The organism is Pinirhizobacter soli (assembly GCF_015905305.1).
GTDB classification, from domain to species: Bacteria; Pseudomonadota; Gammaproteobacteria; order Xanthomonadales; family Rhodanobacteraceae; genus Pinirhizobacter; species Pinirhizobacter soli.
Genome location: NZ_JADZLQ010000001.1, coordinates 1,156,507 through 1,173,199, shown reverse-complemented (window position 1 = coordinate 1,173,199; position 16,693 = coordinate 1,156,507). Strand labels below are relative to the sequence as shown.

The window sequence follows — 16,693 nt, the reverse complement described above, 5'->3', positions numbered from 1 at the left end:
GCTAGCACCCCGGTCGACTATAACTATTCGCAATACCTTCCCGACCGCCCGCGCATGATGCAGGCTTGGGCAGACCTGCTCGACACCCTCCGAAAGGGCGCCGACATCATTCCGCTGTTTCGTAAAGGCTCTGCTGCGTAAAGGCCATTTTCCACCGATCACGGGCGAGTACCGCTCGACTCAGTGCTGCATGCGGATACTTGGCGTCGGCAAGGGCTTTCACCTTGTCGACGAATTGCGGTGTAGCCCTGCATCCAAGGTAAATCGCTGTTAGCTCTCGTGGGTCAAACGGCGCAAACTCGAAGTCATCATTCGGATTTCTGCCCGCTCCGGTTGCGATTCGCCATTCTTGCTCATAGCTCCAAGCCGAAGCTTTCGCGGCAATGATGTTTCGCGTAATTCGCCTGTCAAAAGCGTTTTCATCGCCAGCAAACATAGCCGCTATAGCAGTGGTCGTAGCTATCATCGGGACTTGTTCCAAATAATCCACGGGGAAAGCTTCTTTGTAGGGGCTGTCGAGATCCGGATGATCCTTGAATTCAAGGACGGCGCCACGGTGATCTTCCGCATAGTGCGACCACATCAAAAGGCTATCGTTGATCTCGCTAAGACAAAGGATCTTCGTCCTCGCCATATCTTCCCTAATGTCGCGGCAAAATCGTTCGGTTAGACCGGGAAGCCCCACAAGTGATTCGCGAATACCGACCGCAATATGGTCGCGGAAATTGTGTTCACCCATGCTCAAAAAGTGATCAGAGAACCGCGTGAGCAGACGGCCCATTTCGTTTTGCGGCGGATTGGCCGCCCGGCCACTCACTCTTGCCCAGCATCTGTCGGTCGCTAACACTAGGACTTCTTCGTGGTCATAGTCCGCACGAAGATCGAAATTCATATCGAACGGATCGTTAAAACAACTGGGTCGAGACCACTTTAGTGATTCGTTTCCCAGAATGGCTAGAGCGGATGCCGACGTTACATACTTATAAAAAGCCGCCGGTTGTTGTGGCATTGACGTTTCCCATAGCTAGGCGGCCATATTATCTCGTTCGGCAATTCTTGAGTCGATCCAGCCTTGAACCTCTATGTCTACCCACGCCGATGAAGTGCCAAACTTCACTGGCTTGGCGAATGTGCCGGCAGTCATGCGAGCGTAGATGGCGCTTCGGCTGAGCGCCGTCCGGCTTTTACTTCTTCAAGCTTTAGCAGCTGGCGATCGCTCATCGCCTTACCTTTTCATTGCTTGCGGTGTCCTCGGTCTCATGACCGGGGGATCCATGGTTTTTTCCTTTTCGAAAGTGGGTGTGCCGTGTGGCGGGGGTATGTAGAAACGGCACGCCAGTAGGCCGCCATTAGCCCTTTGCGCTTGCCCCAGGCCTTCTCGGCCTCATCATTCGCCTGATGACGCAAGTCCCTCATCAGGGCTTCAAGCGGTGCACGCAGCCTAGCTGGCAGTGCTGTGAGGGTGGCGCCGGCGGGCAGGTCGAGCAGGGGGTTCTTGTAGCCCATTAGTTGCAGCGCCTCTGGATCGCGAGCACCATCGGTGCAGAGAAGTGAATGGGGATATCACGCATGGGCTTGGCTCTCCTGCTTCGCCCCTACAACGCGGAACTGGGGTTGTGGACGAACGTCGCGTTCGGCGTTGGGCTGCTGTTGTTTCTGGCGGTCGGTCTTGTGGCCGGGTTCGTTCATCGATGGAAGACCCGACACGAGCGGGGACGCCATGCAGCCCTGCACCGGGTCCGTGAACGGCAGAACAGGCGCCCCTAGCGCCGCGCCCACCTCTAGGCGCACCTTGAAGGGTGGATACTGAGATTGGAAGTGCAGGCATGAATGAGTACAGCGCGCCGGACTTTGTTCCATATGTCGAGCGTGTGGAAACTAAGGGGATGTCATCTGGTTCGGCCTATTGCTGACGAGTTTTGACCGCAAAGAGGTGTAGCGATCGCTGGCATGCATTGATGAGGCGTCCGCCTTGCGAGCGGCGAGAGATGAGTTGTTCAATAACATCGATCGGTAGTCGTCACGGAAGGGGGGATTACGCATGGCACTGGCCTTTGCATCAGGCAGTAATTGGCTGGCCGAACATCCGCATACTTTGATCAGCTTCGCTTTGGGGCTGCTTGCAGGTTCGGTCATCACCATTCCGCTGGGATGGACCTTGCCGGGCACCGCGGCCTCTCTCGTCGGAGCGACCGTTGGAGTAGCAGGAGCGGTGGGAGGCGGCCTTTGGGCGGCGAACGCTAAGCAACGACAGGAGGAGCGGCGTGCGGACATGGCGAACCATGATATGGCTGCCATGGTTGCTTCGGCGATCGTTCCTGAAATTGCATCCGCGCGCAAAACTCTCCTCCTCATATCCACGTCCCTTAGGTCGGCAATTGATATCGCCGATAAGGACAAGAGTACGGCTGCCGTAGCAGGCGTTTTGGGTGCGGCAAATATTGAGACCGCAATGTGCGAGCGATTTATGGGCCAATTCCAGGTCTTCGGATCGCATGCCGCAGAGTTGGTGGAGGCTGTGGGTGCAATGATGGATGTAACGAAAACGAGTGAGACGGCGTTCCGCTTGGTGAAATCTGTCTCTTGGAGTGAAATGCGAGAGGTCATGGTCCAGCGCACCAAACTTGCGAACTACTACGCAGCCAATTTGGAATCTGCCATTAAGATTCTTCGTACATTCCATCCTCGCGGCTCTCAGGACCAGTTCTGGAACATTTGGCTTGGAGTGGTGTAGAGAAATGGAGGCCATTTTGGCGATCACGCGGTCTCACCATCACAACCAGCCCCGATAGCACCACGATCAGTTGTGGCTGTGAACGTCTTCCAGTTGACCCAGCCGCGGCGGCAGTGAAAGCCCCACTCCCGGAGCCGCGGCCCGGTAATGAACAGTGCGGCACGTCTCGCTCGGCAGCAGGGAGATGCGGTGCGCGGCCCGAGCCCTGCGGAAGACCGCGGCGCCTGGCTGGCGCACCACCTAGTGCTCGATGCCCCCGGCGCGGATGGTGTGCTCGGTATACCGGCCCTCGATGAGGATGTTGCAGTTCCGCCACGGATGGCCGCCTGGCTAAAGTTGCCTTTTGACGAGCCTCTGGACCCAGATGAGGCGGGCGCCATGCTCGAATACATCGCGAACTAGAAGCTGAATCACTCGGGCTTCCAGTCCTTTCCTAACAAGTCGGACAACGATCCCGGGGTCGCCCGCGGAGGGAGTCCAGAAAAGGGCGGAACGAGGGGCGGAATGAGGGGCGGCATAGCCGGATCGGGCATATGCTTATGAGCGTCCACGGGGCTCTTAATGAACTCCCACGCCGGTGGCGGAAGCCACCCATAGGAATTTACTCCACCGGAAACGTCGACGATGATGAAGATCCGGGTGGGGAACGTCTCATGGATAAAGTTCGTCAACTCAACGGGCGTGCGCCACGATGCAATCAGCACTCCAGTGTCCACGACCTTCATCCAGTTTCGAACCATGAAAGTGCTGTCCAGCAGCGCGATATAGCTGTCCCGATCGTAGTCGACCGTTAGAAGGAAGGATTTCATGCGTTGTCTCCGTGTTCGATCACAGGATTTGGGACAGGCTGTTCAGAGACGACGCGCGCAGTGTAATCGTGGCTGGGGCTCTGGCGGGCATTGAACTGGAGATTCAGATTCAATGCCTCGATCCGATATGGCTCTGTTTGCAGTCGGTCGGGGTCCTTAAAGCTCCAGAAGACATAGGCGGTTCCGGTCAACACTGCCGATCCACCAAACAACCAGCGACTCAGGGATCGCAAATGCTCATCTGGCTGTAAGTGGCAAACGAAACATATGATCCCCAACGCGACCGTGAGCCACAGCAATGGCGCGACGATGCTTCTCGTCCGAACAATACCGAGCTTGTCCGTAAGGCCTTTGAAGGCATTCTTCATCTAGTTCCCCTATACCGACTGGCGGTGCCAGCTGGCCGCAAGTAGTTTACCTGCCGTAAGGCGCGTGGCCCCATTGATTCTTATAAATAATCTGCTGCGATCCTGTCATCGCAGGAAGTAACCACTCATCAAAGCCTCCGCCAAAGCCGGGGCTTTTTCGTTTTTGACGGGATAGATCAGCGGTCAGATCGCTGGGCCCATAACCCGGAAGTCCCGGGTTCGAATCCAGGTGCCGCCTCCACCGCGCCGTCCTCATCGGGGGCGCCGGGCATCGTCGCAGCCTCCCCCTCTGCGACGGTGGCCACTTATTCGAGGATCCAGCTATGGCCCGATCGCCGCAGATCAGGCTGGCGGCGAGAACGTGTGCACATTTCTGGATATGCGCCCGCCTGGTCGGAGATCGGTAGCGACCTGCTCGCTCGGTCGGACGACGGCTACAACGTCCTGGTGGGCTCTACGGCCGCCGTGCCGCTGCTGTTTAAGAGCTATGCCGAACCCCCGATGGTGCACAACGCGGCCATGAACTCCGATGCCGCCGGCCGCTACCAGTTCATGGTCCGCTATTGGCGTGCCTATCAGGAGCAGATGGCGCTCCCTGACTTCGGACCGGTGAGCCAGGACATCTGGGCCATCCAGGTCATTCGCGAGTGCAAGGCCCTGGAAGACATCAGGGCCGGGCGCCTAACGCTTGCCATCGATAAGTGCAAAAGCTGCTGGGCCAGCTTTCCCGGTTCGCCTTATGGGCAGGACACAAACACCGCCATGCAGCGAACCTACCTGGCAGCAGGTAGGAAGTTCGGTGTCGCCTGTTGGATATGCCGCAATTGCCGGATATCTGGCTCGGCTAGTCCACAGCCGTCCGAGGCCAACCACCTCAGATTGCAAGTATGGGTGTGGCTAGGATTGCGTGAGGGTGACTGAAAGTGTGGTGCCCAAGCGCCTGTCGGCCATACTTCGATTCCTATTTCCGCAAAAAAAACCCCGCCACGAGGGCGGGGTTTTGTACTTCCATCAAGCCGCTTCGATTACCAGATCTTCACCTGGTGATCGGCGTCGCGGACCATCTTGTCGCCCGGCTTGCACTGGTAAGCCTTGGCAAAGGCTTCCATGTTCGACGGGGCGCCGATGGCGCGGAGCTGGGCCGGGGCGTGCGGATCGACGTTGAGATACAGCAGCGCCTGTTTCTCGCGGATGGCGCCGCGCCATACGCGGGCCCAGTTCAGGAAGAAACGCTGGTCCTGGGAGTAGCCGTCGATCTTCTCGTCAGCTTCCTTCGGGTTCTTCTTAAGCGCTTCCTGCAGCGCGTCGTAGGCCACGTTCAGGCCGCCGAGGTCGGCGATGTTCTCGCCCAGGGTCAGCTGGCCGTTGACGTGCGCATCGGGCTTGTCCTTGATCGGGGCGTAATCGTTGAACTGGGCCACGAGCTTGGCGGTACGGGCGTCGAACTTGGTGCGGTCGTCCTTGGTCCACCAGTTCTCGTTGTTGCCGTCGCCGTCGAACTGGCTGCCCTGGTCGTCGAAGCCGTGGCTGGCCTCGTGGCCGATCACGGCGCCAATGCCGCCGTAGTTGATGGCGTCGTCACCGTTTGCATCGAAGAACGGAGGCTGCAGGATCGCGGCCGGGAAGTTGATCGTGTTGTCGGTGGGGTTGTAGTAGGCGTTGACCGTCTGCGGGGTCATGCCCCATTCCTTGCGGTCGGTCGGCTGGCCGATCTTGGCGATGTCGTAGTGGTAGTTGAAGTCCGCCGCGGCCATCACGTTGCCGTAGTAGTCGTCGCTCTTGACGTTCAGGCCCGACCACTCACGCCACTTGTCGGGGTAGCCGATCTTGGGCAGGAAGGTGTTCCACTTGGCGATGGCCTTGGCCTTGGTGGCGTCGCTCATCCAGTCGAGGTTCTGGATGCGCACCTTCAGTGCATTGCGCACGTTGTCCACCAGCTCCTGCGCGCGGGCCTTGGCCTCGGGCTGGAACACCTTGTCGACGTACAGCTTGCCCAGCGCCTCGCCCATGGACGAGTTCACCGCCGTCAGCACGCGCTTCCAGCGGGGCTTCTGTTCCGGCTGGCCGGCGAGCGTCTTGCCGTAGAAGTCGAACTTGTTGTCCTGGAAATTCTTCGAAAGGTACGGCGAGGCGTCGTCGATGGCATGGAAGCGCAGGTACGCCTGCCAATCGTTGACCGGAGTGGCGGCCAGCATCTTGTCGAACTCGGCGAAGAACTTCGGCTGCGACACCGAGAAGCCCTTGTCGACCTTCACGCCCTGGGCGTCGAAGAACTTCTCCCAGTTGAAGTGCGGGGTGATCTTGTCGGCATCTTTCACCGAGACGAAGTGGTACTGGTTTTCCGGCTTGCGCAGTTCCACCGGCGCCAATGAGGCCGCCGCCAATTGCGTTTCGAACTTCATCACGGCGTCCGCCTGCTTCTGCGCGTCGGCCTCGGCCACGCCGCCCAGCTGCAGGGTCTTGGCGATGTATGCAACGTACTGCTTGCGTAGCTCCGCGTGCTCGGGCTTGGTGTAGTAGTCCTTGGTGGGCAGGCCCAGGCCGCTCTGATTCACGTAGCCGATCTGCATCTTGGCGTTCTTGAAGTCGGCGCCGGAGCTGAAGTCGAACACCTTGCTGTCGCCGTGCGAGAAGCTGTCGTTGATGAAGGCGACAAGGTCGGCCGGGGTCTTCAGGCCGTCGATCTTCTCAAGCTGCGGCTTGACCGGATCGATGCCCGCGCGGTCGACCGAGGCTTCGTCCATGCCCGAGTGATACAGCCAGCCGATCTTCTGCTCGACCGAACCTGCAGCCGCGCTGTCGGCGTTCTTGGCTGCGGAGTCAACGATATCGTGCTGGGTGTTGAGGCTGGCTTCGGCCAGCTTGTCGAACGCACCCCAACGGGTGCGGTCATTCGGGATCGGGTTGGCGGCGATCCACTTGGAGTTCACGAATCCGTTGAAGTCGTCGCAGGCCTGGATCGAGGTGTCGATATCGGCAATGTTGAACGTCGGGCCGGCTGCGGACGCGGCGGCGGCCGGGGCAGCGGCGGTCGAGGCGCTGGCGGCGCTCTGTGACGGGGCCGGCGTGCTGGCGGGGGCGGCATCGTCGTGTTTGCCGCAGGCGGTAGCCGCCAGGGCCAGGCTGACGGCGAGCGCCAGCGGCTTGATGAACTGGGTGGTCATGGATGTCCCTCTGTGTGGAAACGACCCCGGCGGCCGGGGGTGACGGTCGAGACTAGGCAAAAAGTCATGGTGTCTACAGTGTCGAAGGTAACGCCGGTTTCTGCTGCAACCGCAGCACGGGGTAGGCCCCCACGCCCTGCACGGTGTACCAGGGCGAGCGTACGAAGAAGAAAAACAGCCGCGCCCGGGCATTGGCGGCGAACGCCTTGTCGTCGTTCAATTTTTTCTCAAATTCGGCTTTGAGGGCAGGATCGGAGTCCATCATCTTGCGGGCCAGGGCCTCCAGTACCCGGGGTTCACCGTATTCCTTCGGCTCGAAGGTGGCATCGAAGAAACCCCAGTGCAGGAGCGAATCAGGTGCCTGGGGCTCGAGCAGTTCGATCGCCACGTTGGCGGCGCGCTGGTCCATCGGCACGATCACCGAGCCTGCCGGCAGGGTCACGTGGCGCTTGACGGTTGCCTGGGTGAACGATTGCAGCATCAGATGCCCTTCGAAGGGCTTGGAGGCCCAGACCGGGTTGTCCAGCTGGTAGCCGTCGGCATCGACGGTGAGGGGCGCTAAGAGCCTGTGGTAGGTGATGCCGTGGGCGTCGAGCCGGGCGATGGCTTGCGTCCACTGGGCGGGGACGGCGTAGGCCGCTGGCGGCGTGATGCTTATGTCCGGCAGCAGGCCGTCCTGGTCTTCGATCTGGTAGGTCTTTTTCTTCGTTGGGTCGTATTGCACCCAGATGTCGCCGGAGACGTCGCTCTTGGTCTGGCTGAAGGCGTAGCCCTTCAACGCCCGAGTGGTGGTGGCCGGATCCGGTTTGAAGGTGATCGGCACGCTGGCACTCAACTTCGAAGCCCGGGCGACGGTGGCGGCATCGGCCTTCGTGGTGGCGGCGGTAAGTTCTTCCGGATGTGCCGCGATATCCCGCAGCAGTTGGGCCACCAGATCGTACGTGGCGCGCACGCGCACTTCGTAAGATTTAAGCATGTGGGTTTCGATCAGCAGCGCCGGGCGGTTCTGCAGCGCCGCGTAGCCGGTGGAGAAGCGTGGCCCGGAGCCGAAATTCTCGATGCCCTTGGTGATGTCCCGACCGTCCTTGAATTCAAGATAACGGGAATTCAAATGCCCCATGCGATCGAAGGCCGGCATCACCCGCGCCAGGGTAGCGCGCTGCCAGGCATCGATGCCTGGATCGAGCTTGTGCGGATCCTCGGTGTACCAGGTGAGGTCGTACTGGTAGTCCGCGCCATCGGTGGTGTGCACGTCCACCAGGAAATCCGGCAGCCACGTGTTCCAGAGCGAAAGCCACGCGAGCATCTCCGGCGCATCGGCCTTGATGTAGTCGCGGTTCAAATTGAGGTACTGCGACTGCCCACGGAAGCCCATCGATTCGGGGCCGTCCTGGTTGATGCGGTTATAGGGGCTCGACTGCTCGTGGCCATCGACGCTGAACACCGGGATGTACACCAGCACCACATGGTCGAGCACGCCTTTGAATTTGCCGCCCAGGGCGAGGTCACGCAGCAGCAAAAGGCCGGCGTCCTTGCCCTCGATCTCACCGGGGTGGATGCCTGCCTGCACCAGCAGCACAGGAAGGTGACGCTCGCGGGCCACGGCGGGGGTGATGCCAGGGACATTGCTTGCCACGACCACTTCCATCGGCCGGCCCTGGGGCGTGGTGCCGAAGGACATCAGTTGAAGGCGCCCCGGGGCAGCCGTGACCAGGCGCTTGAGGTAGTCCACCGTGGTGGCGTAGTCGGGCGTGGTATGGAAAGCCGAAGCCTCGGCGGGGGTTGTCCATGTCCCCTTGTCCGGGGAAGGGGTCGCCCAGGCGTGGGCAACCATGGCAAGGGTGGCAAGCAGGGCAGGGGCCAAGGCGATACGGCGCATCAGTGTCCTTCCACGGGCAGTCGGGATGGCAGGGTGTCCGGCGCAACGGCGCCGCCGGAGATGATGAAGGCCATCGCCTGGTCCATGGTCCAGTCGGTAGGCGTAAGTTCTTCCACGGGCACCAGTTCCAGGTAACCGCCGGTAGGGTTGGGCGTGGTGGGGATATACACCGCGGCGATCTCCCTTCCTGAGTGTTCCTCCACCATGACCCGGGTGACGAAGCCCACCACTTTCATGCCGTCACGGGGAAAATCCACGAGCACCACGCGCTGCAGGCCGCCGGGCTGGTTCTGCAGTACCGACATCAGCTTTTTGGTGCCGCCGTAGATTGTCTGCACCAGCGGGATGCGGTTGAGCACGGCATCGAACGCGCCGATCAGGCGCTTGCCGACCACTCGGCTGGCCAAGAGGCCCACCAGGTAAAGCGTGGCCAGGGTAAGTACCAATGCCAGCAGCCAGGTAAACCAGCTGTCGCGGATGGCAGCTTCCGTGGCAGGCGATACCCAGCCCACGGCATGCATGGCAACTACCACCAGGGGCGCGCCGATGCCGGCCAGCAGGTTCACCACGAAAGAGAGCACCAGCCACGTCACCCATAGCGGGATGAAAGTGAGCAGGCCCGTGACCAAGTAGCGTTTGATGCGAAGCGATGGCATGGGTAAAGGCAATGGCTGGGGGAATACCTAGTGTAGCAACGTGGCTTTCCCGGGCCGCCGGAGCCGTTCAAGGTCTACCCAACCAAAGTACTAGACGCCATGGACGAGCCTTTCCAGCCGTGTAGTGAATCGTTTTGCCGTGGGCATCTGGTTACCGTGACATCAGTTCCAGCCACTGGCAGTGATGCTCATGAAGATGCTCCGTTTCCTGGCGACCGTAGGACTGGCAGGCGCGCTCACCGCGTGTGCCACGGGGGGTTCCACCGAACCGCCGCCCAAAGTGGATTCGGCAACGCAGGCGGTCAATACGTATCTGATCGGCGTGGACGACCAGTTGCAGGTAACGGTGTGGCACAACCCCGACCTTAGCGTTAGCGTGCCGGTACGGCCCGACGGCAAGATCACCGTGCCGCTGATCGGCGACGTCGAGGCGGGCGGCAAGACCACCGCGGACGTATCGACGGAAATCAGCGCGAAGCTCTCTTCGTTTATCCGTGACCCGCAGGTGGCGGTGATCCTTACCGCCCTGCGCAGCCACGAATACCTCTCGCGCGTCCGGGTGACCGGCGCGGTGCGCAGCCCCATTTCCATTCCTTACCGGCAGGGCATGACCGTGCTCGATGCGGTGCTGGCCGCTGGCGGCACCACCGAATTCGCAGCGCCCGATCGCACGGAACTCTACCGCCACGGCGAGACGGGGGCGACCACGTCGTACGCGATTCGCCTGGAGAAGATCCTCCAGCAGGGTGACCTTGCCAACAACTACCCCGTACAGCCCGGTGACGTGATCACCGTGCCGCAACGCGCGTTTTGAAGAGGGGAAACCGATGAGTGGTGAACTGATGCCGTTGAGCGGCCTGTTGCCGGCGCTGGTCAGCGAAGCGAAGCGTCGCCGGCTGGCCATTGCCCTGGTATTTGCCGCCATAGCCCTGGCGGCCCTGGCGACGGGCCTGTTGTGGCCGCGCAAATACGAGGCAAGCACCACCATCCTGGCCCAGGAAAGCAGCATCATCACGCCGTTGATGGAGGGCGCAGCCTCGACCACGGGGAACAAGAACCGCGCCGGTATCGCCCGCGACGTGATCTTCAGCCGTAAGGTGCTGTCGGAGATCCTGGTGGCCGGCGGCTGGATGGCGACGAACCCGACGCCGATCGAGCAGGACAAGATCATCGAAGGCATCAAGTCGCGCACGAACCTGCAGACCACGCGCGACAACATCATCACCATCTCCTATTTCGATTCGGACCCGCGGCGCGCCTTCCTGGTGACGCGGCAGTTCGCGCAATTGTTCATTTCCGAAAGCCTGGCTTCCAAGCAGCAGGAAAGCCGCGACGCCTACGACTTCATCAACAGCCAGGTCGAGGCCTATCGGACCAAGCTCACCGATGCCGAGGACAAGCTCAAGGCCTATCGCGACGCCAACGCCGATGCGCGCCCAGGCAGCGAGACCGACACCAACGCACGCATCGGCCAACTGCGCAACCAGATCGAAAACACGCGCATGATGCTGATGGAGAAGAATTCCCAGGCCGCGGCGATCCAGGCGCAGCTATCGGGCGAGTCGGAGGTCAACGCCGTGCAGACCGCGCAGGGCGTGGCGCAGACGCAGATGGCAGCGCTGCAGCAGCAGCTGGACACGTTGCTGTTGACCTACACCGATTCGTATCCGGACGTGATCCGCCTGCGCCACCAGATCCAGGACCTGCGCGTGCAGGCCCAGGGCGAGGAAGCACGCCGCAACGCTGCCAGGATGGCCGGCGTGCCGATCCCGGTGGACAACGGCACCCAGATGAATCCGATGTACCAGCAGTTGCGCATGCAGCTGGCTGCCACACGCAGCGAGGCGGCCGCCGCCGGTGCCCGTATCGGCGCCAGCGAGGGAATGCTGCAGAACGAACTGGAGCGTAGCCGCCGCATCGCCAATTCCGAAAACGTCACCTCGGAGCTGACCCGCGACTACACGGTGAACCGCGACGTCTACCAGGATCTGCTCAAGCGCCGCGAGAGCGCCCGCGTGTCGATGAACCTCGATGCCGAGCAGCGCGGCCTGACCTTCCTGGTACAGAACCCGGCGGTGATGCCGCTGCAGCCCACCGGCATCCGCTTCATGCACTTCGGCCTGGCTGGTGTGGCGTTGTCGCTGGCCATCCCCTTTGGCCTGCTCTTCGGCGTGACCCGCTTCGACCCGCGCGTGCGCTCGGTGTGGCAGCTGGAGCAGGGGACCGGGCTTACCGTGCTCGCCGCCATTCCCTACTACCCCACGCCGCGCGATCGCCGCCGCGACCGGGTACGTAATTCCCTGCTTGGTTTCATCGTGGCCGGTGTCGCGGTCGTGTACCTGGTGGTTTTCTGGCTTCGCCTGAAGGGGTGGGTATGAACGCGTCGACCAATGATTCGACCGTGGTGTCCTCGGCGGAATTCACCCGCGGTACTGGCCATTCGATCGCCAGGATGGAGGAACCGGGTGGTGCCCTGGCGCCGCTGCAGCTGGAAGAACGCCGGCTGATCCATCGCGAGGAATCGGTGAGGCTTCAGTCCGATGCCTTCCGCAACATCCGCACGCGCCTGCTCGGGCTTGCCGGCGAAGGGAATTTCGTCACCCTGGTGGTGCCTGTGAGCCCGCGCTCCGGTGGCAGCTTCGTGGCACGCAACCTTGCCGCGGCCTTTGCCTTCGACGAGGCACGCACCAGCCTGCTGCTCGACTGCAACCTGCGTTATCCCGAACAGCATCGCGCCCTGGGCGTGGAGGTCGGCCACGGTGGCCTGATCGACTACCTGGAGCATCCATCGCTGGGCATCGAACGCATCCTTTACCACACCGGTATCCCGCGCCTGCGGTTGATCCCGGCGGGCAAGGCGCGGGAGAACAGCAGCGAGTACTTCTCGTCATCGCGCATGCGCACCGTGCTTGATTCGCTGCGCTCACGCTACAACGACCGCTATGTGTTCCTGGATGGGCCGGCGATCAAGGGCTCGCCCGACGCACGCATCCTGGCCGACCTTGCCGATTTCGTGGTGGTGGTGGCCGGCTACGGCCGCGATACCCCCGGCGCGATCAGCACGGCCGTGGCCAACTTCGAGCCGGGCAAGCTCGCCGGCGTGGTTTTCAACCAGGCGCCCTGACGGGTGCCGGCAGGGGAAGGGAGCAGGGGCATGCTGGCACGAAGGGCCGTGGCGGGTGCGGTATTGGTGGCGTTGGCCGCCGGGCCGACGGCCGTTTGCGCCGGACAGTTCGATTATTCCCTGTACGGGGGCATCGAGCACAGCAACAACGTTGCACTTTCCACCGACAATCCACAGTCGGCGAATATTTTCATTCCGGGTGCCAACTTCACCTATCTGCAGCAGGGCTCCACTTTCCAGGCCAACGTGGCAGGGACCGTGGAATACCGCCACTACGCCACCAGCAGCTTCGACGATACGACGCAGACGGAACTTGCCGCCACCGGCAACTGGACGGTGATTCCCAGCCGGCTGGACTTCACCGTGGCCGACTATGCAGGCGTCCGTCCGGTGGATTCGCTGGCCAGCGACTCGCCGGATAACCAGCAGCAGACCAATGTGCTGACCCTGGGGCCCGTATTGAAGCTTCGCTTCGGCGATGCCATGCGCGGCCAGGTGGAACTGCACTACATCAACAGCTACGCCTCGAAGGTGGATGATTTCAATTCGTCCCGCGGGGTACTGGCTGGCCGGCTGTTCCGCGACATAAGTCCCACCGACGTGGTGTCGTTGAACGTCGAGACGCAGCGGGTGACCTTCCAGAACGATGCCGCCGGCTCCAATTACAGCCGCGACGAGGGGTTCCTGCGCTACACCAGCCAGCTGGCGCATTTCGACGCCGACCTGACAGTGGGCTACTCGCGCCTGGACTTCGATCACGGCGGCACCGAATCCAAGCCGCTGCTGCGCGCGGCTATCGGCTGGCAGCCGACCACGCGGAGTTCTTTTGGCATTTCCGGTGCCTACCAGTTCTCCGATGCCGCGCAGGATCTCTCAACCCCGCTGTCGCCATTCGTGCTTAGTTCCACCCTGGAGCCGGGGCCAGGACAGACCAGCCTTGGCGGAAACACCGTGGTCGGCAATACCGTGGTCGACTCGGACGTGTACCTGCAGCGTGAACTGCAGGCCAGTTATTCCTACCAGGGCACGCGCCTGTCGTTCACCGTCTCGCCGATGTTCCGCAAGCTCGAGTACATCAACGACCACACCTTCGACCAGACCGGCCGCGGCGGAAGCGCCGCGCTGACCTACCGCGTGCGGCCGACGATGGACCTGTCGTTGTTCGCTACCGCGGAAAAGCTCGACTACAACGTGATTTCCCGCACCGACAAGACCTGGCGCTTTGGCGCGGCTTTCCAGCACACCCTTACATCGCACTGGAGCTGGCGCGCGGCGATTTCGCGCGAGAAGCGCGACAGCAACGCCGCCGGCCAGAGCTATCGCGAAAACGAAATCTTTGTGGGCGTGGTGTACCGGCGATGATCGACGACGACGCTGAACTGCCATTCTTCTTCGGGCCGCGGCGTGAGCTGTTTGGCATGTACCACGCCAGTGGCGGCCATCCGCGGAAGGCCGTGCTGCTGTGCCCGCCGCTGGGCCAGGACCAGATCCGCTGCCACCGGCTTTACCGCCAGCTGGCCCAGGCGCTGGTGGCCGACGGCGTCGCGGTGCTGCGCTTCGACTACTACGGCACCGGCGATTCGGCAGGCGCCAGCGCCGATGTCGATCTTGCCCGGTGCATCGCCGATACGGTGCTGGCGGCACACGAATTGCGTACCCGCAGCGGAGCGGGGCGGGTCACCGCCTTCGGCGCAAGGCTGGGCGGCAACATCGGCCTTGGCGCGGCGTCGGCCGCTCAGTTGGCCGGCATCGTCGCCTGGGATCCCATCCTGGACGGGCACGCCTATGTCACCCGGCTGGACGCCATGCAGGCGGCGATGGGCATGGACGCGCAGCGGTTCAGCCAGCCGCGCATGGTCTCGGATGTATCGGCGCAGTGGCTGGGCTTCAACGTTTCGGACCGGCTTCGGCACCAGCTTGTTGAATTGAAGCTGGAGGCATCGCCCGTGCCATTGCTGGTGCTCGATACGATCGGCCAGGAAATTCCCAGGAGCCTGAGCGTGCGCGAGGCGGTGATACGCAGCCTGCAGCCACCGACCCCCTGGGACGACCTGGCCCGGCTGGAGATGGCCATCCTGTCCCACCCCCTGATCCAGACCGTGACGGGCCACGTCCGGGAGGCCGCATGATGCAGGAACAGGCCTTCCGTTTCGGCCGCGCCCGACACCTGGTGGGTATCGCCGGCTTGCCGGCGGCAGCGAGTGATGGTGTAGGCGTGATCGTGCTCAATGCGGGCCTTGTCAATCGCATCGGCCCGTTCCGCCTGCATGTTGAAATGACCCGGCGGCTCAATGCCCGCGGGTACCCTACGCTTCGATTCGATCTGTCCACCCTGGGCGACAGCGGCGCCTCCCAGGAATCACGTACCCGCGTGGAGCAGGTGCGTGCGGACGTCGACGATGCGATGAGCCTCCTGGAAAGGCAGGCCGGGTGTTCGCGCTTCGTCCTTGTGGGCCTTTGTTCCGGAGCGCAGAACGCGCATTCGGTGGCCTGCACCGAAGCCCGGGTGGCGGGGGCGGTATTTCTGGATGGTTATGCCTACCGCACCCTCGGCTACAAACTGCGGTACTACCTGCCGCGCCTGATCGATCCTGCGCGCTGGAAACGCCTGCTGTCGCGTGGTGCGCCCAAAGCTGCGGAAAAGAATGCCGAGCCTGTGTTTTCCGTGGCGCCCCTGCCGCAGGCAGTGGTGAAGGCCGACCTGGCCAGCATGCTCGATCGGGGCTTGAAACTCTGCCTGATCTACAGCGGCGGCATCAGCAACTACTTCAACCACCAGCGGCAGTTCGGCGAACAGTTCGGGCCGCTGGTGAAACACCCTGGCATCTACACGCGTTTCCTCAAGGAAACCGACCACACCTACATCCTGACCGGCGATCGCCACCGCCTGTTGGACAGCATCGAGCACTGGCTCGGTGCCAGCTTCCCGGTGGCGCACGCGGGAGTACAACCATGAAAACCGTCCTGGTCACCGGCGGCGCCGGTTATATCGGCAGCCATGTGGTGCAGCAGCTCACCCGGCGCGGCGACCGCGTGGTGGTGCTGGACAACCTATCCACCGGCTTCCGCGACGCGGTGGTGGGCGCCGAGCTCATCGTCGGCAACGTCGGTGACATGGCCCTGGTAACGCGCGTGCTCACCGATTGGCAGGTCGACGCGGTGATGCATTTCGCAGCGCATACCGTGGTGCCTGATTCGGTAACCGATCCGCTGCGCTACTACGGCAACAACACCTGCAACACGCGGAACCTTTTGGCCGCCTGCGCGGAAGTGGGTGTGGACAAGTTCATTTTCTCATCCACCGCGGCGGTGTACGGGATCACCGCCGAGGGTATCGCCGACGAAGACACGCCCACCGCGCCGATCAACCCGTACGGCACGTCCAAGCTGATGTCCGAGACGATGTTGCGCGACCATTGCGCCACCGGTGCCATGCGCCATGTGATCCTGCGCTATTTCAATGTGGCCGGTTGCGATCCGACGGGCCGCATCGGTCACTCGACTCCCAACGCTACGCTGCTGGTAAAAGTGGCCTGCGAGCATGCCGTGGGCAAGCGTGAGTGCCTGTCGATCTTCGGCACCGACTACGACACGCCCGATGGCACCGGCATCCGCGACTTCATCCACGTCGAAGACCTCGCTGCCGCGCACCTGAACGCCCTGGACCACCTGCGCCAGGATGGCGAAAGCCTGGTGCTCAATTGCGGCTACGGCCATGGCTACAGCGTGCGCCAGGTGATCGAATCGGTGCAGCGTGCCGCCGCCCGCCCGCTCACCGTGGTGGAATTGCCGCGCCGGAAAGGTGATATCCCGCACCTCATCGCATGCTCGGACCGCCTCCAGCAGCGCCTGGGATGGGCACCGCGGTATGACGACCTCGATGTCATCGTGGCCACGGCGCTGCAATGGGAAGAGACGCTGTTACGGCGCGAAGCGCCGTTGACAAGCGCGGCGTGAGG

At 62.3% G+C, this 16,693-nt stretch carries 16 protein-coding genes and 1 pseudogene; 9 read left to right on the top strand and 8 right to left on the bottom strand.

All coding sequences use genetic code 11. The annotated features are described in order from the left end of the window. Positions 1 to 106: 106 nt before the first annotated feature. From NDK18_RS04845 to NDK18_RS04840, 3 genes and pseudogenes are all read right to left on the bottom strand, one after another. A complete protein-coding gene (locus tag NDK18_RS04845) occupies positions 107 to 1,009 on the bottom strand; it encodes a DUF2971 domain-containing protein (protein ID WP_250627231.1) in 903 nt (300 codons plus the stop codon). A gap of 15 nt (positions 1,010 to 1,024) precedes the next feature. Then, positions 1,025 to 1,171, bottom strand: a pseudogene (locus tag NDK18_RS19465) (helix-turn-helix transcriptional regulator); the annotation flags it as partial. 392 nt (positions 1,172 to 1,563) lie between these two features. After that, positions 1,564 to 1,722 (bottom strand): hypothetical protein, encoded by a 159-nt coding sequence (locus tag NDK18_RS04840; RefSeq protein WP_250627230.1) that lies wholly within the window; start codon positions 1,720 to 1,722, stop codon positions 1,564 to 1,566. Between the two features lie 319 nt (positions 1,723 to 2,041). Here NDK18_RS04840 and NDK18_RS04835 point away from each other — a divergent pair, with 319 nt between their 5' ends. Continuing rightward, entirely contained in the window at positions 2,042 to 2,734 is a 693-nt protein-coding gene (locus NDK18_RS04835; RefSeq protein WP_250627229.1) for a hypothetical protein, read from the top strand. Positions 2,735 to 3,144: 410 nt separating this feature from the next. Here the strand turns inward: NDK18_RS04835 and NDK18_RS04830 are convergent, their stop codons facing one another. Beyond that, positions 3,145 to 3,543 carry a hypothetical protein gene (locus tag NDK18_RS04830; protein ID WP_250627228.1) on the bottom strand — a complete coding sequence of 133 codons (399 nt, stop codon included), beginning with the start codon at positions 3,541 to 3,543 and terminating at the stop codon, positions 3,145 to 3,147. Continuing rightward, the gene (locus NDK18_RS04825; protein ID WP_250627227.1) at positions 3,540 to 3,911 is read right to left on the bottom strand and encodes a hypothetical protein; all 372 of its coding nucleotides are present in this window, start codon (positions 3,909 to 3,911) and stop codon (positions 3,540 to 3,542) included. Before NDK18_RS04825 ends, NDK18_RS04830 begins: the two co-directional genes overlap by 4 nt. Before the next feature lie 363 nt (positions 3,912 to 4,274). Between NDK18_RS04825 and NDK18_RS04820 the strand changes: the two genes are divergently transcribed. Further along, a complete protein-coding gene (locus tag NDK18_RS04820) occupies positions 4,275 to 4,832 on the top strand; it encodes a glycoside hydrolase family 24 protein (protein ID WP_250627226.1) in 558 nt (185 codons plus the stop codon). A 104-nt stretch (positions 4,833 to 4,936) separates the two neighbouring features. Here the strand turns inward: NDK18_RS04820 and NDK18_RS04815 are convergent, their stop codons facing one another. The 3 genes from NDK18_RS04815 to NDK18_RS04805 all read right to left on the bottom strand — a co-directional run bounded on the left by NDK18_RS04815 (position 4,937) and on the right by NDK18_RS04805 (position 9,610). Continuing rightward, entirely contained in the window at positions 4,937 to 7,075 is a 2,139-nt protein-coding gene (locus NDK18_RS04815; protein ID WP_250627225.1) for a M13 family metallopeptidase, read from the bottom strand. Positions 7,076 to 7,148: 73 nt separating this feature from the next. After that, entirely contained in the window at positions 7,149 to 8,954 is a 1,806-nt protein-coding gene (locus NDK18_RS04810) for a M14 family zinc carboxypeptidase (RefSeq protein WP_250627224.1), read from the bottom strand. Beyond that, entirely contained in the window at positions 8,954 to 9,610 is a 657-nt protein-coding gene (locus NDK18_RS04805; protein WP_250625450.1) for a DUF502 domain-containing protein, read from the bottom strand. The genes NDK18_RS04810 and NDK18_RS04805 overlap by 1 nt, the downstream gene beginning before the upstream one ends. A gap of 190 nt (positions 9,611 to 9,800) precedes the next feature. Here NDK18_RS04805 and NDK18_RS04800 point away from each other — a divergent pair, with 190 nt between their 5' ends. Genes NDK18_RS04800 through galE form a run of 7 tightly spaced genes read left to right on the top strand, consistent with a single transcriptional unit; the run spans position 9,801 to position 16,691 of the window. Beyond that, positions 9,801 to 10,424, top strand: a complete 624-nt coding sequence (locus NDK18_RS04800) for an XrtA/PEP-CTERM system exopolysaccharide export protein (RefSeq protein WP_250625451.1) — start codon at positions 9,801 to 9,803, stop codon at positions 10,422 to 10,424. Positions 10,425 to 10,437: 13 nt separating this feature from the next. Further along, the gene (locus tag NDK18_RS04795; protein ID WP_250625452.1) at positions 10,438 to 11,988 is read left to right on the top strand and encodes an XrtA system polysaccharide chain length determinant; all 1,551 of its coding nucleotides are present in this window, start codon (positions 10,438 to 10,440) and stop codon (positions 11,986 to 11,988) included. Continuing rightward, a complete protein-coding gene (locus NDK18_RS04790; protein ID WP_250625453.1) occupies positions 11,985 to 12,734 on the top strand; it encodes a P-loop NTPase family protein in 750 nt (249 codons plus the stop codon). Before NDK18_RS04795 ends, NDK18_RS04790 begins: the two co-directional genes overlap by 4 nt. A 30-nt stretch (positions 12,735 to 12,764) precedes the next feature. Beyond that, positions 12,765 to 14,096, top strand: a complete 1,332-nt coding sequence (locus NDK18_RS04785) for an outer membrane beta-barrel protein (RefSeq protein WP_250625454.1) — start codon at positions 12,765 to 12,767, stop codon at positions 14,094 to 14,096. Beyond that, entirely contained in the window at positions 14,093 to 14,863 is a 771-nt protein-coding gene (locus NDK18_RS04780) for a serine aminopeptidase domain-containing protein (protein ID WP_250625455.1), read from the top strand. The genes NDK18_RS04785 and NDK18_RS04780 overlap by 4 nt, the downstream gene beginning before the upstream one ends. Next, positions 14,860 to 15,690, top strand: a complete 831-nt coding sequence (locus NDK18_RS04775; RefSeq protein ID WP_250625456.1) for an alpha/beta fold hydrolase — start codon at positions 14,860 to 14,862, stop codon at positions 15,688 to 15,690. Before NDK18_RS04780 ends, NDK18_RS04775 begins: the two co-directional genes overlap by 4 nt. Continuing rightward, on the top strand, positions 15,687 to 16,691 hold the full coding sequence (gene galE, locus NDK18_RS04770) for a UDP-glucose 4-epimerase GalE (protein WP_250625457.1): 1,005 nt from the start codon (positions 15,687 to 15,689) through the stop codon (positions 16,689 to 16,691). Before NDK18_RS04775 ends, galE begins: the two co-directional genes overlap by 4 nt. The last annotated feature ends 2 nt before the right edge of the window (positions 16,692 to 16,693 follow it).